Annotated in this window: 12 protein-coding genes and 1 pseudogene; 11 read left to right on the top strand and 2 right to left on the bottom strand. The window is 73.5% G+C overall.

Annotated elements, in window-relative coordinates; all coding sequences use genetic code 11:
* The 6 genes and pseudogenes from DY240_RS31670 to DY240_RS05045 form a co-directional block, all read left to right on the top strand.
* A pseudogene (locus tag DY240_RS31670) lies at positions 1-582 on the top strand (hypothetical protein); the annotation flags it as partial.
* On the top strand, positions 579-974 hold the full coding sequence (locus DY240_RS05070; protein ID WP_111254780.1) for a roadblock/LC7 domain-containing protein: 396 nt from the start codon (positions 579-581) through the stop codon (positions 972-974). The pseudogene DY240_RS31670 and the gene DY240_RS05070, both read left to right, overlap by 4 nt.
* 86 nt (positions 975-1060) lie before the next feature.
* Positions 1061-1423 carry a DUF742 domain-containing protein gene (locus tag DY240_RS05065; RefSeq protein ID WP_119658870.1) on the top strand — a complete coding sequence of 121 codons (363 nt, stop codon included), beginning with the start codon at positions 1061-1063 and terminating at the stop codon, positions 1421-1423.
* The gene (locus tag DY240_RS05060; RefSeq protein WP_119658869.1) at positions 1404-2000 is read left to right on the top strand and encodes a GTP-binding protein; all 597 of its coding nucleotides are present in this window, start codon (positions 1404-1406) and stop codon (positions 1998-2000) included. Before DY240_RS05065 ends, DY240_RS05060 begins: the two co-directional genes overlap by 20 nt.
* A 197-nt stretch (positions 2001-2197) precedes the next feature.
* Positions 2198-3073, top strand: coding sequence for a hypothetical protein (locus DY240_RS05055; protein WP_119658868.1), 876 nt, complete (start codon positions 2198-2200; stop codon positions 3071-3073).
* 453 nt (positions 3074-3526) lie between these two features.
* The gene (locus tag DY240_RS05045) at positions 3527-4564 is read left to right on the top strand and encodes an NAD-dependent epimerase/dehydratase family protein (protein WP_119658866.1); all 1038 of its coding nucleotides are present in this window, start codon (positions 3527-3529) and stop codon (positions 4562-4564) included.
* On the opposite strand, the gene DY240_RS05040 is transcribed toward DY240_RS05045, so the two are convergent.
* Together DY240_RS05040 and DY240_RS05035 are read right to left on the bottom strand one after the other, a co-directional pair.
* Positions 4556-4933: a DUF3054 domain-containing protein gene (locus DY240_RS05040; RefSeq protein ID WP_119658865.1), complete on the bottom strand. Its 378-nt coding sequence runs from the start codon at positions 4931-4933 to the stop codon at positions 4556-4558. The genes DY240_RS05045 and DY240_RS05040 overlap by 9 nt on opposite strands.
* Positions 4930-6396 carry a CCA tRNA nucleotidyltransferase gene (locus DY240_RS05035; protein WP_233552612.1) on the bottom strand — a complete coding sequence of 489 codons (1467 nt, stop codon included), beginning with the start codon at positions 6394-6396 and terminating at the stop codon, positions 4930-4932. The genes DY240_RS05040 and DY240_RS05035 overlap by 4 nt, the downstream gene beginning before the upstream one ends.
* A gap of 262 nt (positions 6397-6658) precedes the next feature.
* Here DY240_RS05035 and DY240_RS05030 point away from each other — a divergent pair, with 262 nt between their 5' ends.
* From DY240_RS05030 to DY240_RS31665, 5 genes are read left to right on the top strand one after another with little or no spacing between them, the layout of a single operon-like run.
* Complete coding sequence (locus tag DY240_RS05030; protein WP_325049273.1) at positions 6659-7114, top strand: NUDIX hydrolase; 456 nt, start codon at positions 6659-6661, stop codon at positions 7112-7114.
* Positions 7111-9300 (top strand): DUF6049 family protein, encoded by a 2190-nt coding sequence (locus DY240_RS05025; RefSeq protein WP_119658863.1) that lies wholly within the window; start codon positions 7111-7113, stop codon positions 9298-9300. Before DY240_RS05030 ends, DY240_RS05025 begins: the two co-directional genes overlap by 4 nt.
* Complete coding sequence (gene murJ, locus DY240_RS05020; RefSeq protein WP_119658862.1) at positions 9297-12809, top strand: murein biosynthesis integral membrane protein MurJ; 3513 nt, start codon at positions 9297-9299, stop codon at positions 12807-12809. Before DY240_RS05025 ends, murJ begins: the two co-directional genes overlap by 4 nt.
* Positions 12806-13471 (top strand): RNA polymerase sigma factor SigM, encoded by a 666-nt coding sequence (gene sigM / locus DY240_RS05015; RefSeq protein ID WP_119658861.1) that lies wholly within the window; start codon positions 12806-12808, stop codon positions 13469-13471. Before murJ ends, sigM begins: the two co-directional genes overlap by 4 nt.
* Positions 13468-14310, top strand: a complete 843-nt coding sequence (locus tag DY240_RS31665; RefSeq protein WP_158602741.1) for an anti-sigma factor family protein — start codon at positions 13468-13470, stop codon at positions 14308-14310. The genes sigM and DY240_RS31665 overlap by 4 nt, the downstream gene beginning before the upstream one ends.
* Positions 14311-14353: the final 43 nt, after the last annotated feature.

Below are 14353 nucleotides of genomic sequence, written 5' to 3'. Positions count from 1 at the left end.
CCGCCCGCCCCGCCGGTGACGCCGCCCGCCGCGCAGCCCGCGCCCGCCGCCCGCGCCTCGCTGCGCGCACCGGAGCCGGTGCTTCCCGAGAGCGACTCGCCCATCTACGACTCCGTCGCCTCGGCCTGGTTCAGCCGGTCGAGCAGCTCGGCCAGCGACTGGTCGAGCCCGGCGGACGAGGGCTGGCGGCGGGCCGCCGAGGCGTTGCGCTCGGCCGAGGAGGCCGCCAGCGCCCGCGCCGGCCAGCGCGACACCGAGCCGATCGCGACATCGCCGCAGATCGGTTCGGGCTGGGCCAGCCGCGAGACGCCGTCCGTGCCCGAGCCGGTCGCGGAGGCCGAGCCCGCGCTCAGCGCGTCCGGCCTGCCGCTGCGGCGCCGCGGTGCCTCGCTGGTGCCCGGCTCCATCGGCGAGCTCAACGAGGCCGAACGGACCCGGCGGCCCGCGGCGGCCGCGTCCAAGGACGCGAGTACCGTGGCCTCGACACTGGCCAGCCTGCAGCGAGGTGTCGGGCGTGGCCGGGAAGAAACCGGTGGCTGGGTCCCGAAGCGGCCCAGTGACCCCGAGAGGAGCGATTCGTGACCAACGCCTCCAGCGACGAGCTCGGCTGGCTGCTCGACCGATTCGTCGACCGCACCACGGGCGCGGCCCACGCGGTCGTGGTCTCGGCCGACGGTCTGCACCTGGCCGGCTCCACGGGCATGCCGCGGGAACGCGGCGAGCAGCTCGCTGCGGTGGTGTCCGGACTGGCCAGCCTCACGGTCGGCGCCTCGCTGATCCTGGGCGCCGGCGAGGTCCAGCAGACCCTGGTCGAGATGTCCAACGGCTTCCTGCTGGTCATGGCGGTCGGCGACGGCGCGCACCTGGCCGTCCTGGCGGCCTCGTCGGCCGACCTCGGTCAGGTCGGCTACGAGATGGCCCTGCTCGTCGAGCGCGTGGGCGCCGTCCTCAACCCGGCCACCCGGGTGGGATGAGATACGACGTGCACGGGCGCCTGATGTGGTAGGGATCGGGTCAGCACCGCGCAGATCCGTGAACCGACGATGGTCTGGAGGTAACGATGGCGGCACCTGACGGCCGGCGGGTACGGCCGTACCTTGCGACGCGTGGGCGCACGCGCCCGGTGCAGGACATCGCCATCGAGGCCCTCGTCTCCACCACGAAGGACGGCCGCACCCACGGCGCCGACCCCGAGCCGGAGCGGGAACGCATCCTCCGGCTGTGCCACTCGCCACGGTCCGTGGCCGAGGTGGCCGCCATCGTCTCGATGCCACTCGGCGTGGCCCGCGTGCTGGTCGCCGATCTCGAGACCGAGGGCCTCGTGCGGGTCGCCGACCCGCATGCGGCGTTCGCCGGCTCCGCGGAGCCGGCCCGTAATCTGAGCGTGCTGGAAAGGGTGAGGGATGGCCTTCGTCGACTCTGAGGTGTCTGGCGGCACACAGGCCGACCAAGACGCATTGTCGGTCAAGATCGTCGTGGCCGGCGGCTTCGGCGTGGGCAAGACGACCTTCGTCGGTGCGGTGAGCGAGATCGAGCCGCTGCGTACCGAGGCACTCATGACCGAGGCCTCGACCAGCGTCGACGACCTCTCCATGCTGCCCGAGAAGCGCACCACCACGGTCGCCATGGACTTCGGCCGCATCACGCTGGCCGACGACCTCGTGCTCTACCTGTTCGGCACCCCGGGCCAGAACCGGTTCTGGTTCATGTGGGACGACATCACCCGCGGCGCCATCGGCGCGGTCGTGCTGGTCGACACCCGCCGGCTGGCCGACTGCTTCGGCGCCATCGACTACGTCGAGCAGCGCGGCATCCCGTTCGTCGTCGCGCTCAACGCGTTCAACGGCGTCCAGGAGCACGACGTCGAGGACGTCCGCGACGCCCTCCAGGTGGGTCCCGAGGTCCCGTTCGTCGTCACCGACGCCCGCGAACGCGAATCGGTCAAGGTCGTGCTCGTCACGCTGGTCGAGCACGCGATGTCGCTGATCCAGCAGCCCTGACCCCTCGGCGACGACCTGCGCGCGACGGGAAAGCTGCTCGGCCCCGACCACGAGCTCCTCGCCGTTCTCGCCGAGATCAGGGCCGAGTAGGACGTCACCGCGTCCGGGCCGGGCCTCGTCGAGGTCGGCGCGCTGCTGCGGCCGGTGCGCTGACGCGGCCGCGGGAACGTCGCGGCCCGCGACGGCGTCCAAGTGGCATGCGTCACGTTGGGTGGATCGTCGCCGCGCCGGTCGCGGCCCTGCTGCTCGCCGCCTGCGGCGATGAAGGGGCGCCCGTCAGCGCCTCGCCGTCGGACGCCCCGCCGTCCGCCGACCCCGGCCAGGCCTACACGGGGTTCTTCACCGTGCTGGAGAACGCCGAGCACGGCCCGCAGCTGTGCAGCACGGTGCTGGAGTCCCATCCACCCCAGTGTGGCGGTCCCGACGTCCTCGGGTGGAACTGGGACGAGGCACCCGACGCGGAGACCGCGAACGGCGTCACCTGGGGCTACTACTCCGTCACCGGCACCTGGGACGGCAGTGCGCTCACCCTGACCGAACCGCCGCTGCCCGGCGCGGCCACCTCTCCCATGGTCCCGGACGACGCGGTGCCCGACCTCACCTCGCCGTGCGAGCCGCCCGCCGGCGGCTGGGCTGTCGTCGACGCCGCCACCGCCACGCAGGCCGCCTTGGACGCCGCCCTGGCGCACGCGGCGAGCCGGCCCGACTACGCCGGTGCGTGGGTCGACCAGTCGATCAACCCCGCGACCGACGAGGCCGCGATGAACGACCCCACCAAGCTGGTGCTCAACGTCCGGTTCACCGGCGACCTCGAGCAGCACGAGGCCGACCTGCGGGCCATCTGGGGCGGCGCGCTGTGCGTCAGCGCGGCCGAGCACACCGAGCAGGAGCTGCTGGCGATCCAGGAGGACGTGCTCACCGAGCTGGGCGAGCTGGCCAGCGGCGCCGGCACCGACCCGACGACCGGCACCGTCTCGGTCGACGTGTTCGTCGACGACGGTCTCCAGGAACGGCTGGACCAGCAGTATGGCGGCGTCGTCATCGTGCACGCGGCGCTGCGGCCGGTGGACTGACATGCGCCGCGCCCGGTGGGTCGCCGCCCTCCCGGCCGCCGTCCTGCTGATCGCCGGCTAGCTCTTCACCGGCCACTTCACCGTGCTGGAGAACGCCGAGCACGGGCCGCAACTGTGCGTGAACGTCCTCGCCTCTCAACCGCCGCAGTGCGGTGGCCCCGACGTCCCCGACGACGCGGTACCCGACTTCACGCCGCCGTGCGAGCCGCCGGCCGGCGGCTGGGCCCATCGAGCCCGCGGTCATCACGGTCCGGTTCACCGGCGACCTCGAACGGCACGAGGCAGCCTTGCGCCAGGTGTACGGCGGTCCTCGACGGTCACCAGGAGGAGCTCGACGAGCGGTACGGCGACGGGGTGGTCCGCGTGACGGCCGCGCTGCGGCCCGTCGAGTGACCTCTGCCGACAGCGAAGCGACGGTGACGCGCACGCGTCCCGCTGGCTAGCGTCGGGGGCATGAGCCCGCACGCCATCGTCGTCGGCGCGACCGGTCAGATCGGCCGGGCCGCCGTGGAATCCCTGCTCGACCACGGCTGGGCGGTCACCGCCGTGCACCGGGGCGGCACCGCGCCGCCGACCGGCTGGGCCGAGCGCGGCGTCGTCGAGCGGCTGGCCGACCGCGCGGACCTCGCGACCGTCGTGCGCGAGGCGGGTGGTGCGAACGTGCTGCTCGACACCATCGCCTACGACGACGCCGACGCGCGGCTGCTGCTGGGCCTGGCCGGCGACGTCGGGTCACTCATCGTCATCTCCAGCGCCTCGGTGTACGCCGACGACGACGGCCGCACGCTGGACGAGGCGACCGGGCCCGACGACTTCCCGCGGTTCGCCGGACCGGTCCCCGAGACGCAGGCCACGGTCGCGCCGGGCCGGGACACGTACTCGACGAAGAAGGTGCTGCTCGAGTCCGCGCTGCTCGACGACGGCCGGCTGCCGGTCACCGTCCTGCGGCCGTGCGCGATCCACGGACCGGGCAGCAGCAGCCCGCGCGAGGTCTGGCCGCTGCTGCGCGCGCTCGCCCGGCGGTCTCGCGTCCCGCTGGCGTACCGCGGCGAGAGCCGGTTCCACACCACCAGCGCGCCGAACCTCGCCGAGCTGGTCCGCCTCGCGGCAGAGCGTCCGGGCAGCCGGATCCTCAACGCCGGCGACCCGGAGCCCCTGGCCGTCGCCGAGATCGTCCGGGCGGTCAGTGCCACGGTGGGCCACGAGCCGGACCTGGTGCCGCTCGACGGGCCGGCCCCGGCCAACGGGGTCGGCCGGACCCCGTGGTCGGTGCCGCGCTCGTTCGTCGTCGACATGACGGCGGCGACGACCCAGCTCGGCTACGCCCCGGTCGCGACCTACGCCGACGCCGTCACCGGCACCTCGGCCTGGCTGCGCGAGCGGCTGGCCGAGCGGCCCTGGCGTGAGGCGTTCCCGCTGCTGGCACGGTATTACGGCGACAGCATGGACGACTTCGCCTCCGAGGACGAGCTGCTCGCGACGCTAGCCTGACCGGCCGGCCGGAGCTCTGCCCGGACGTACGACCAGCCGCGCCAGCAGGCGCCAGCCGACGAGGAACACGCCGAGCACCACGGTCGCGACCACCACGAACGACGGCGCCGTCCCCTGCCCCGAGGCCGCTCGCAGCAGCATGCCGACCGCCACCGTCGCAACCCACACCGTCACCCCGGTGACCAGCGCCGCCGGCCGCCGACGGCGCAGCAGCGTCACGGCCCAGCCGACGGCCAGGCCGGCCGCGAACGGCCACGCCGTGCGCGCGATACCGGCCAACGACGCCGGATCATCGTGCGTCCGCCGGCCGATCAGCACGAACGCCAGCACCAGGACGGCGTCGACGACGGCAGCCGGGCCAGCTCTCACGAGGAGTGCTCAGGCTGCTCGGACCACCACCGCAGCAGCTCAGCGCGCGCCTCGTCCTCGGACAGCACCCCGCGGTCGAGCCGGACCTCGAGCAGGTGGTGGTAGGCGCGGCCGACCAGCGGCCCCGGCCGGATGCCGAGGATCTGCATGATCTGGTTGCCGTCGAGGTCGGGCCGGATGGCGGCCAGCTCCTCCTCCTCGGCCAGCCGGGCAATGCGCTCCTCGAGGCTGTCGTAGGACTGCTGCAAGGCCAGCGCCTTGCGGCGGTTGCGCGTGGTGCAGTCGGCGCGGGTCAGCACGTGCAGCCGGTCGAGCTCGTCGCCGGCGTCGCGGACGTAGCGGCGCACCGCGGAGTCGGTCCACTCGCCGCCGCCGTAGCCGTGGAAGCGCAGGTGCAGCTGGATGAGCTGCGCCACGCTGTCGATGACGGCGGACGGGTAGCGCAGCGCCGTGAGCCGCTTGCGGGCCAGCTTCGCACCGACCACGTCGTGATGGTGGAAGCTCACGCCGCCGCCGGCCTCGAACTTGCGCGTACGCGGCTTGCCGATGTCGTGCAGCAGCGCCGCCAGCCGGGCGACGAGGTCGGGACCGTCGCCCGGCAGCCGCGGCTCCAGCTCGATGGCCTGCTCGAGCACCGTCAGCGAGTGCTCGTAGACGTCCTTGTGCCGATGGTGCTCGTCGATCTCGAGGCGCAGCGCCGGCAGCTCCGGCAGCACGTAGCCGGCGATGCCGGTGTCGACCAGCAGCGTCAACCCCGTGCGCGGCGACGGCGAGAGCAGGATCTTCGTCAGCTCGTCGCGGACCCGCTCGGCCGAGATGATCTCGATGCGACCGGCCATGTCGGTCATCGCCGCGACCACCTCGGGCGCCACCTCGAAACCGAGCTGCGAGGCGAACCGGGCGGCGCGCATCATGCGCAGGGGGTCGTCGGAGAACGACTGCTCCGGCGTGCCGGGCGTGCGGATGACGCGGCGGCCGAGGTCGGCCAGTCCGCCGTGGGGGTCGACGAACTCGCGGCCGGGGAGCAGCACCGCCATGGCGTTGACGGTGAAGTCGCGGCGGACGAGGTCGTCGGTGATGGACTCGCCGTACGCGACCGCCGGCTTGCGGCTGGTGGGGTCGTAGCTGTCGGCGCGGTAGGTCGTGATCTCGATCTGGAAGCCGTTCTTCGTTCCGCCGATGGTGCCGAACTTCTGCCCGACGTCCCAGAGGCTGTCGACCCAGCCCGCCAGGAGCTTCTTCGTCTCCTCGGGGTGAGCGGACGTGGTGAAGTCGAGGTCCTGCCCCAGGCGGTCGAGCAGGGCGTCGCGGACCGACCCGCCGACCAGCGCGAGCTCGTGCCCGGCGGCCTGGAAACGGGCACCCAGCTCGTCGGCTACGGGTGCGATGCGCAGGAGTTGCCGCACCGCCTGCCGCTGGGCCTTCGAGAGCACGTGGTTCGCCGCTTCCTTCGTTCCGATCACGACGGACCAGCCTACGGGGCGACACCCTCGGGATCCCAACCACGAATCACTTCGGCGACCGGCGTCAGACCGTCGCGACCGGCGACCACGTCCGTAGCAGCGCAGGTTGCGGCCGTATCCCGGCTACTCTGGACGTATGCCCGGCTCGCCGTCCTCGCCAGCCGACGGTCCGCACCATCGGCGACGTCGGGGGGCGAGGCGACGGCGGAAGGCGGGCCGGCCGCGGCTGCGCACCGTCCGCGAGACCTCAGCGGGGGGCCTGGTGGTCGACCACTACGAGCACCCGTCGAGCGTCGCACTCATCGGCCGCATCGACCGGCGCGGCCGGCTGGAGTGGGTCCTGCCCAAGGGACACGTCGAGGCAGGTGAAACGCCCGAGGAAGCTGCGGTGCGGGAGGTATCGGAGGAAACTGGTCTGCAGTCGAGAGTCGTCACCGCGGTCGGCGACATCGACTACTGGTTCGTGGCGGACAATCGGAGGATCCACAAGACGGTGCACCACTTTCTCCTCGAGGCCACCGGTGGGAGTCTGAGCACCGACGACGTGGAGGTGAGCGAAGTGGCGTGGGTGCCACTGGACGAACTGGCCGGCCGGATGCGCTACGCATCCGAGCGGCGGCTGGCGCGACGGCTGCGCGAGCTGCTCCCGGCCTCGCCCGGCGACACTCCGGCGAGCGCCGTCCCTGACTCCGGGGGCGTCCGGAAGGACGGGTCATGAGGCCCGCCGGCCTCCGAGCCCTCGCCGCCGTCTGCGCTCCCGCCGCCGTCCTCGCCGTCGGGCTGCTGGCGCCGGGCACCGCCGCGGCCGACGAGACCGCGCCCAGCACCGCGGAGTTCAGCGCCGAGAGCACGCTGAGCGGCGTCACGCCCGGCGTCCTCACGCCCGACTCCGACGGCCTGACGCTCACCGGCACGGTCCGGAACTCCGGCGACGTCCCGCTCGAGGAGGTGCGGGCGCTGGTCCGGCTCAGCGGCAACCGGGTCGAGTCGCGGTCCGAGATCCGCGAGATCGGCGTCAACGAGGAGCTCTACTGGGGGTCCCGGCCCGGTGAGGGCTTCGACGACGTCGCCGACACCCTCGATCCCGGCCAGGCCGAGACGTTCACCGTCACGATCACCAACGAGCAGCTCGGCTTCGACGCCTCCGGCGTCTACGTCGTCGGGGTCGACATCCTCGCGACGCCCGCCGGCGGCGACCGCGACCGCCTCACCACCTCGCGGACCGTGGTGCCCTGGATCAGGAACCCGGATGAGCTGCCGACGGTGCCTGTAGCCCTCCTCTGGCCGCTCGCGGCCCAGCCGTCGCTGCTGCCCGACGGCACGCTGAGCGACGAGCGGCTGGCCGAGGACCTCGGCGCCGACGAGCCGTTGTCGTCCCTGCTCGAGGCCGGCGCCGAGGCGCCGGTCACCTGGGCCGTCGACCCCGATCTGCTCGACACCGTCGACACCATGGCCGGCGGCTACCAGGTCACGTCGCCCGACGGCGCCATCGACGGCACACAGGCGAACACCGACGCCGCGCTGGCGTGGCAGCAGCAGTTCGACGACATCGCCCAGGACCGCGACGTCTGGATGCTGCCCTACGCGCTACCCGACGCCGGCGCGCTCCAGCAGCACGACCCGTCGCTGGCCGCCGAGCTGACCCAGCGGTCGCTGGCGGCCGCCGACGCCGCCGCCGACGAGCTGCCGGCGACGCCGGGGGCCGCCTGGCTCGACGGCGGCTCCTTCACCGACGAGGTCGTGACGACGCTCGCCGAGGCGGGCGCACGCACCGTCGTCGTGCCGTCGGGTGCCGTCGGGCCCGCGGACGACGACGGCGACGCCGACGGCGGCGCACTCGGCCAGATCACCGCCGGTGACCACACGATGCGCGTCGTCGCGGCCGACACCGGGTTGAGCTCGGCCATCGCCGACGCCGTGCGCGACGGCGTCAACCCTGACGCCGGCGCCGTCGACCTCCAGCAGCGCTGGATCGCCGAGACCGCCATGGTGGCGCTCGACGCCGCCGACGACGACGCTGAGCCGCCGCTCCTGGTCGCCGCGCCGCCGGTGCGCTGGCGCCCGGCCGACCCGATCCCGCAGAGCCTGGTCGGCGTGCTGACGTCCACCACGTGGATCGAGCCGGTCGGCCTCTCCGAGCGCATCGACGCCGGCGACGCCCCGGAGGTTTCGCCGGCGCCGACGGAGGGCACGACCTTCCTGCCCGAAGCCAACATCGCCGCCACGGCCGCACTGCGCGACGACGCCACCCAGTACTCCACGCTGCTGGCCGACCCCGAGGACGTGACCACAGCGCTCGATCTGGCCACCCTGCGTTCGGCCTCCACCGGCTGGCGCGACGACCCCGACACGGGCGTCTCCTACGCCCGGGGGATCACCGACGGCCTCACCCGTCGCCTCCGGCAGGTCAGCATCAACGTGCCCGAGTCGGTCACGCTGTCCAGCCGGACCGGTTCCTTCCCGCTCACCGTCACCAACGAGCTGGACGCGGCGGTCAACGTCCGCCTCGAGGTGCAGTCGGAGAACCCCGACCGGCTGCGCGTCTCCGAGGTCGAGACGCAGGAGATGGCGCCGGGCGAGCAGAAGCTGGTCGAGGTCACCGCCCAGGCCGCCGCGAACGGCCGGGTGCCCATCGAGGTGCAGCTGACCACCGACGACGGCCGGCCCATCGGCCAGCCGGTGGCCACCGTCGTCAACGCCACGGAGTACGGCACCATCGGCTGGGTCATCGTCGGCGGCGCCGGCGCGCTGTTCCTCGGTGCGATCCTCCGCCGGACGCTGCGCAACCGCCGGCCGCGCCGCCGGCGCCGTCGCCGCTCCCCCGAGCCCCCCGCGCCCACGGCCGGGAGCGTCCTCGACGAGCTCCCCGCGGAGGCGAGGCCCACCCAGGAGGCGGCACGGTGACGGCCACGCAAGAGCCGCCCCGCAGCTCCGGGCTGCTGGGCTCCAGCGCCATCATGGCCGCCGGGACCGTGGTCTCGCGGCTCACCGGCTTCGCGCGCGCGGCCGTCATCGCGGCCGCCATCGGCCTGACCGCGGCCACGGCCGACGTGTTCAACGTGCCGAACGTGCTGCCGAACATGATCTACATCCTGGTCGGCGGCGGCGTGCTCAACTCCGTCCTCGTCCCGGTGCTGGTCCGGGCCATCAAGAACGACGCCGACGGCGGCCAGGCGTTCTCGCAGCGGCTGTTCAGCCTCGCCGTCACGGTGCTGGCGCTCGCGACGGCGATCGCCGTGCTGGCCGCGCCCTGGCTGATGCAGCTGATCGTCGACGACCGCTTCCTGCAGCCGGACATGCGGCCGTACTTCGACAACATGGTCATGTTCGCCCGGTTCTGCCTGCCGCAGATCTTCTTCTACGGGCTGTACGTGCTCATCGGCCAGATGCTCAACGCCAAGGGCCGGTTCGGCCCGATGATGTGGTCGCCGATCCTCAACAACGTCGTCTCGATCGCGGTGTTCGGCGTCTTCCTCTTCGTCTACGGCACCCAGGGGTTCGAGCCGTTCACCACCACGCAGACGCTGCTCCTGGGGCTCGGGTCCACGCTCGGCGTGGTGGCCCAGGCCGTCATCCTGATCCCGGTCCTGCGCAAGACGGGGTTCTCGCTGCGGTTCCGCACCGACTGGCGCGGCCAGGGGCTCGGCGAGTCGGTGCGGCTGGGCTTGTGGACCGTCGCGTTCGTCGTGGTCAACCAGCTCGCGTACCTGGTGGTCGTGAAGGTCGCGTCCGGGGCGAGCAGCGTGAGCGCCGGCGACGCCGGCGCCGGCTACTCGGTGTACGCGAACGCGATGCTGATCATGATGGTGCCGCACTCCATCATCACGGTGTCGCTGGCGACGGCGCTGCTGCCGCGGCTGTCCGATCTCGCCTCCGACGGCCACCTCGACGAGGTCCGCGAGAAGCTGGTCTCGGCGCTGCGCATGTGCCTGGCGGTGATCATCCCGCTGGGCGCGCTGATGGCGGCGCTGGCGTTCCCGCTGACCGCGATGATCTTCGACTACGGGTCGGCCGGCGGCCAGACCGGCCGGCTGGCGATGACGCTGATCGTGCTGATGCCGGGGCTGGTCGCGTTCACCGTGCACTACCTCGTGCTGCGCGGCTTCTACGCGCTGCAGGACACCAAGACGCCGTTCTACACGCAGATCTGGGTGTCCGCGGTGATCATGGTCGGCGCCGTCGGCGTCGCCATCTTCTCACCGGGCGACCAGTACGTCACCATGGCGCTGGCCGGCGGCTACAGCGTCGCGTACCTCGTCGGCGCGAGCGTGGGCGCCGTCCGGCTGCAGCAGCGCATCGGCTCTCTCGGCGGCGGCCGGCTCGTCCAGCACGTCGTCCGGCTGCTGATCCACTCCGCCGTCGCGGCCGGCCTGGCATGGCTGGTGTGGCGGGGCTGGACCGGCCTGGGGGTCGGCGACGCGCTGCCGTCGCTGCTCGCCCGGGCGCTCGAGCTGGTCATCGGCGGGACCGTGGGCGTGGCGACGTTCGTCGGCCTGGCCTACGCCTTCCGGGTGGCCGAGGTCCGCAGTGCCGTGACGATGGTGCTGGCGCGGCTGCGCGGCGGCGGCCGCACGGCTCCCGCCGTCGACCCCGGCGACCTGCTCGAGGACACCGCCGAGTACCACATCCCGGTCGAAACCGGCACGCTCAGCATCTTCCGTCGTCCGGTCGACCCCGACATGACGTCGGAGTTCTTTCTCGACGAGACGCTGCCCGGCGTGCCGAGCTTCTTCGACACCCATGCCGGCGGCTACCGCGACCGCGCGGGCGTGGGCGGCGCGGTCGGTCTCGACGCCGCCCGCGAGACCGCGCGGGTGGTCCAGCCGCTGCCCGGCACGAGGCCGGGAGCGCCGCAGGAGCCGCCGTCCGGCTCCCGGGGCCTGGTTCCGGGGCAGCGGCGCACGGTCGCCGGCCGCTACCGGTTCGAGCGGCTGCTCGAGGACGCCGACGGCATCCAGTCGTGGCAGGCGGTCGACGACGTCCTGCGGCGAGCCGTGTTCGTCCAGGCGGTCGCGTTGGACGACCCCCGGGCGCCGGGTTTCGCCACGGCGGCACGCGTGTCGTCCACCGTCTCCGACCCTCGGTTCCTGCGCATCCTCGACGTCGGCAGCGACGACGTCGCCTACGTCGTGCGCGAGTGGACGCCCGGGCAGAGCCTGGCCGCGCTGCTGGCGCACGCCGGCGCGTTCCACCCGGAGCAGGCCGCCGCCGTCGGGCGCGAGGTCGCCGAGGCCATGGCCACGGCGCACGCCCAAGGACTCGCGCACCGGCACCTCGACCCCACGCTGGTGTTCGTCACCGCCGACGGCTCGGTGAAGATCGCCGGGCTCGAGACGGAGTACGCCCTGCGCGGGCCGGCCCAGACGCCGTGCGCGCCGACGGACCCGTCGAACCCGAGCGCCGCGGAGCTCGACGCCATCGGCATCGGCGGCGTGCTTTACGCTGCGCTGACCGCGCGCTGGCCCGTCGGCACGCCCGGCGGACTGCCGCCCGCGCCGCTCATCGACGGCCGGCTGGCGTCGCCCCGTCAGGTCCGGCCCGGCGTGCCGCGGCTGCTCGACGCCGTCACCGACCGCGCCATCGGGCACGCCCGCCGGCACCACGCGACGCCGCTGGTCACTCCGCTGGAGATCGCGACCGAGCTGGCCAACGGCTCGCGGCACCACCACCGCGCCGTCGTCGCCGACGAAGCCGTCGTGGCGGCGCCGCCCGCGCTGCTCGACGAGCCCGGCCCGCCGCCACCCAGCCGGGTCGAGCAGCTGCGCGAGCGGCGCAAGTCCGGCCGCACGGCCCGCCTGCTCGGCGTCATGGCGGCCATGCTGCTGCTGGTCGGCGCCACGCTGGTCGGGCTGCAACTGCTGCTCGGCGCCATCGACGACGCCGGCGACGACGAGTCCCCGTCGGCGTCCGCGCCCGGCGTCACCGGCACGACGCCGGCCGAGGAGACCCCGGCCGCGGAGCCGACCGCCATCGCCGTCGCCGCCGCGACCGACTACGACCCCGCCGGCAACGACGAAGAGAACTCCAGCGACGTCGGCAACGTCGTCGACGGCGACCCCGAGACCACGTGGACCACCGTCAACTACTACGACCCCCTCGAGGACCAGAAGGCCGGCGTCGGCGTCTACCTCGACCTCGGGCAGGCGGTGCCGGTGCGCGAGGTGCGGCTGGCGCTGATCAACGCCGGCGCCACCGTCGAGCTGCGGGTCGCGCCCGAGGACGCCACTCAGGCGCCGGCCGATCTCGACGGCTGGACCGCCGTCGACACCGTCGAGGACGCTGAGCAGAATGTCACGCGCACACTTGACGAGGCGGTGACCACTCGGTACCTCCTCGTGTGGTTCACTCAGTTGCCCCTTGCCGATGACGGCAACTACCGGAGCGGAATAGCCGAAGCGGAGGTGCTCGGGTGACGCAGTCCGCGCCCGGTCCCCGGGTGCCCGACGAGGAGCTCCTGCGCCAGCACGTCGACGGTGATCCCGACGCCTTCGGAGAGCTGGTCAAGCGCCACCAGGACCGCATGTGGGCGGTCGCGCTGCGCACCCTCGGCGACCCGCACGACGCCGCCGACGCCCTGCAGGACGCCATGATCAACGCCTTCCGGCGGGCCGCGTCGTTCCGGTCCGAGTCCGCGGTCACCACGTGGCTGCACCGCATCGTCGTCAACGCCTGCCTCGACCGCGTCCGGCACGCCGCCGCCCGACCCGCCGACCCCGTCGCCTTCGACGGCACCGAGATCCCCGGCGTCGCGCCGGCCACCGAGCCCTCCAGCGACCCCGCCGAGCGGACCGCCCTGCGGGTCGACCTCGAGCAGGCACTCGCCTCCCTGCCGGCCGACCAGCGCCTGCCGCTGATCCTCGTCGACGTCGAGGGCTTCCCGGTCGCCGAGGCCGCCGAGCTGCTCGGCCTGCCGGTCGGTACCGTCAAGAGCCGCTGTGCCCGTGCCCGAGCCAAGCTGGTGCCGCTGCTGGCCCCCGGCCGGTTGAGCACCACGGGCAACCCGACGGGGAACCAAGGCGCCGGTGGCGACGTCCCATCTGGGACGTCGCGTGGAACGGGAGGTGAGCATCGGTGAGCGCTGCCGAGGCCCATCCGCCTACCCACGAGCTGGCCGGCCTCGCCGAAGGCGTCCTCGACGACGCCCGCGCGCGCGAGGTCCAGGCCCACGTCGACCAGTGCCTCACCTGCCAGGGAACGCTCGACGAGCTGGCCCAGGTCACCGTCGCGTTGCGGGCGCTGCCGGCCGAGCGGCCGATCCCCGAGTTCGTCGCCGCGCGGATCTCGCATGCGCTCGCGGCCGAGCGATCGTCCGGCACGCCGGCGGGCGGTGTTGGTGGTGGTGACGCCGAACCGGCGCAGGCCGGCGGTGACAGCGGCACGGTGGCGTGGTTCCGGCGCCGGCTGCCCCAGGGCCTGGCCGCCGCCGCGAGCGTCGCCGTTCTCGGCCTGGCCGGCTACGTCGCCGTCGGCGGCGGTAACGGTGGCTCGGACGACAGCGGCTCCGCCGCCGAGGACGCCGCTGTCGCAGGTGCCGGCGAGCCCGCGTCCGCGTTCGACTCGCCTCCCACCGGTTCCCGGGTCGGCCCTCCGAGCACTGTCACGGGCACCCCCACACCGAGCGACACACCCCAGGTCGCGCAGGGACAGCCGGAAGAGGATGTCGACGTCGACCCCGCGGAACTGACGGCGAGCGCGCAGGACATCATCAGGATGCGCTCGAATGTCATCAGCAGCTGTGGCGAGAATCTCGCCGAGCAGCAGGGGCTGGAGCTGGTCGGCTCCGCACGGGACTTCGCAGGCGTCGTCGTCGTCCTCGACGCCGGTACTACGTACCAGGCCTGGCTGATCGACACCTGCAATTCCGTCGACGTCGGGCAGCTCGTCCCGCCGGTCGACGTGCCGAAGGGCGAGTGAACCACCCGCCGGGAATGCCGACCGCCTAGGATCCGTTGGGGCA

This window comes from Jiangella rhizosphaerae, assembly GCF_003579925.1.
GTDB classification, from domain to species: domain Bacteria; phylum Actinomycetota; class Actinomycetes; order Jiangellales; family Jiangellaceae; genus Jiangella; species Jiangella rhizosphaerae.
Note: the sequence above shows the minus strand (reverse complement) of the source record. Positions and strands in the feature narration are given on the sequence as shown.

What these genes read in the sequence shown, in the direction of transcription:
- DY240_RS05065 (WP_119658870.1), top strand. Translation starts at nt 1,061, where the DNA reads ATGGCGGCACCTGACGGCCGGCGGGTACGGCCGTACCTTGCGACGCGT.
- DY240_RS05060 (WP_119658869.1), top strand. Translation starts at nt 1,404, where the DNA reads ATGGCCTTCGTCGACTCTGAGGTGTCTGGCGGCACACAGGCCGACCAA.
- DY240_RS05055 (WP_119658868.1), top strand. Translation starts at nt 2,198, where the DNA reads ATGCGTCACGTTGGGTGGATCGTCGCCGCGCCGGTCGCGGCCCTGCTG.
- DY240_RS05045 (WP_119658866.1), top strand. Translation starts at nt 3,527, where the DNA reads ATGAGCCCGCACGCCATCGTCGTCGGCGCGACCGGTCAGATCGGCCGG.
- DY240_RS05025 (WP_119658863.1), top strand. Translation starts at nt 7,111, where the DNA reads ATGAGGCCCGCCGGCCTCCGAGCCCTCGCCGCCGTCTGCGCTCCCGCC.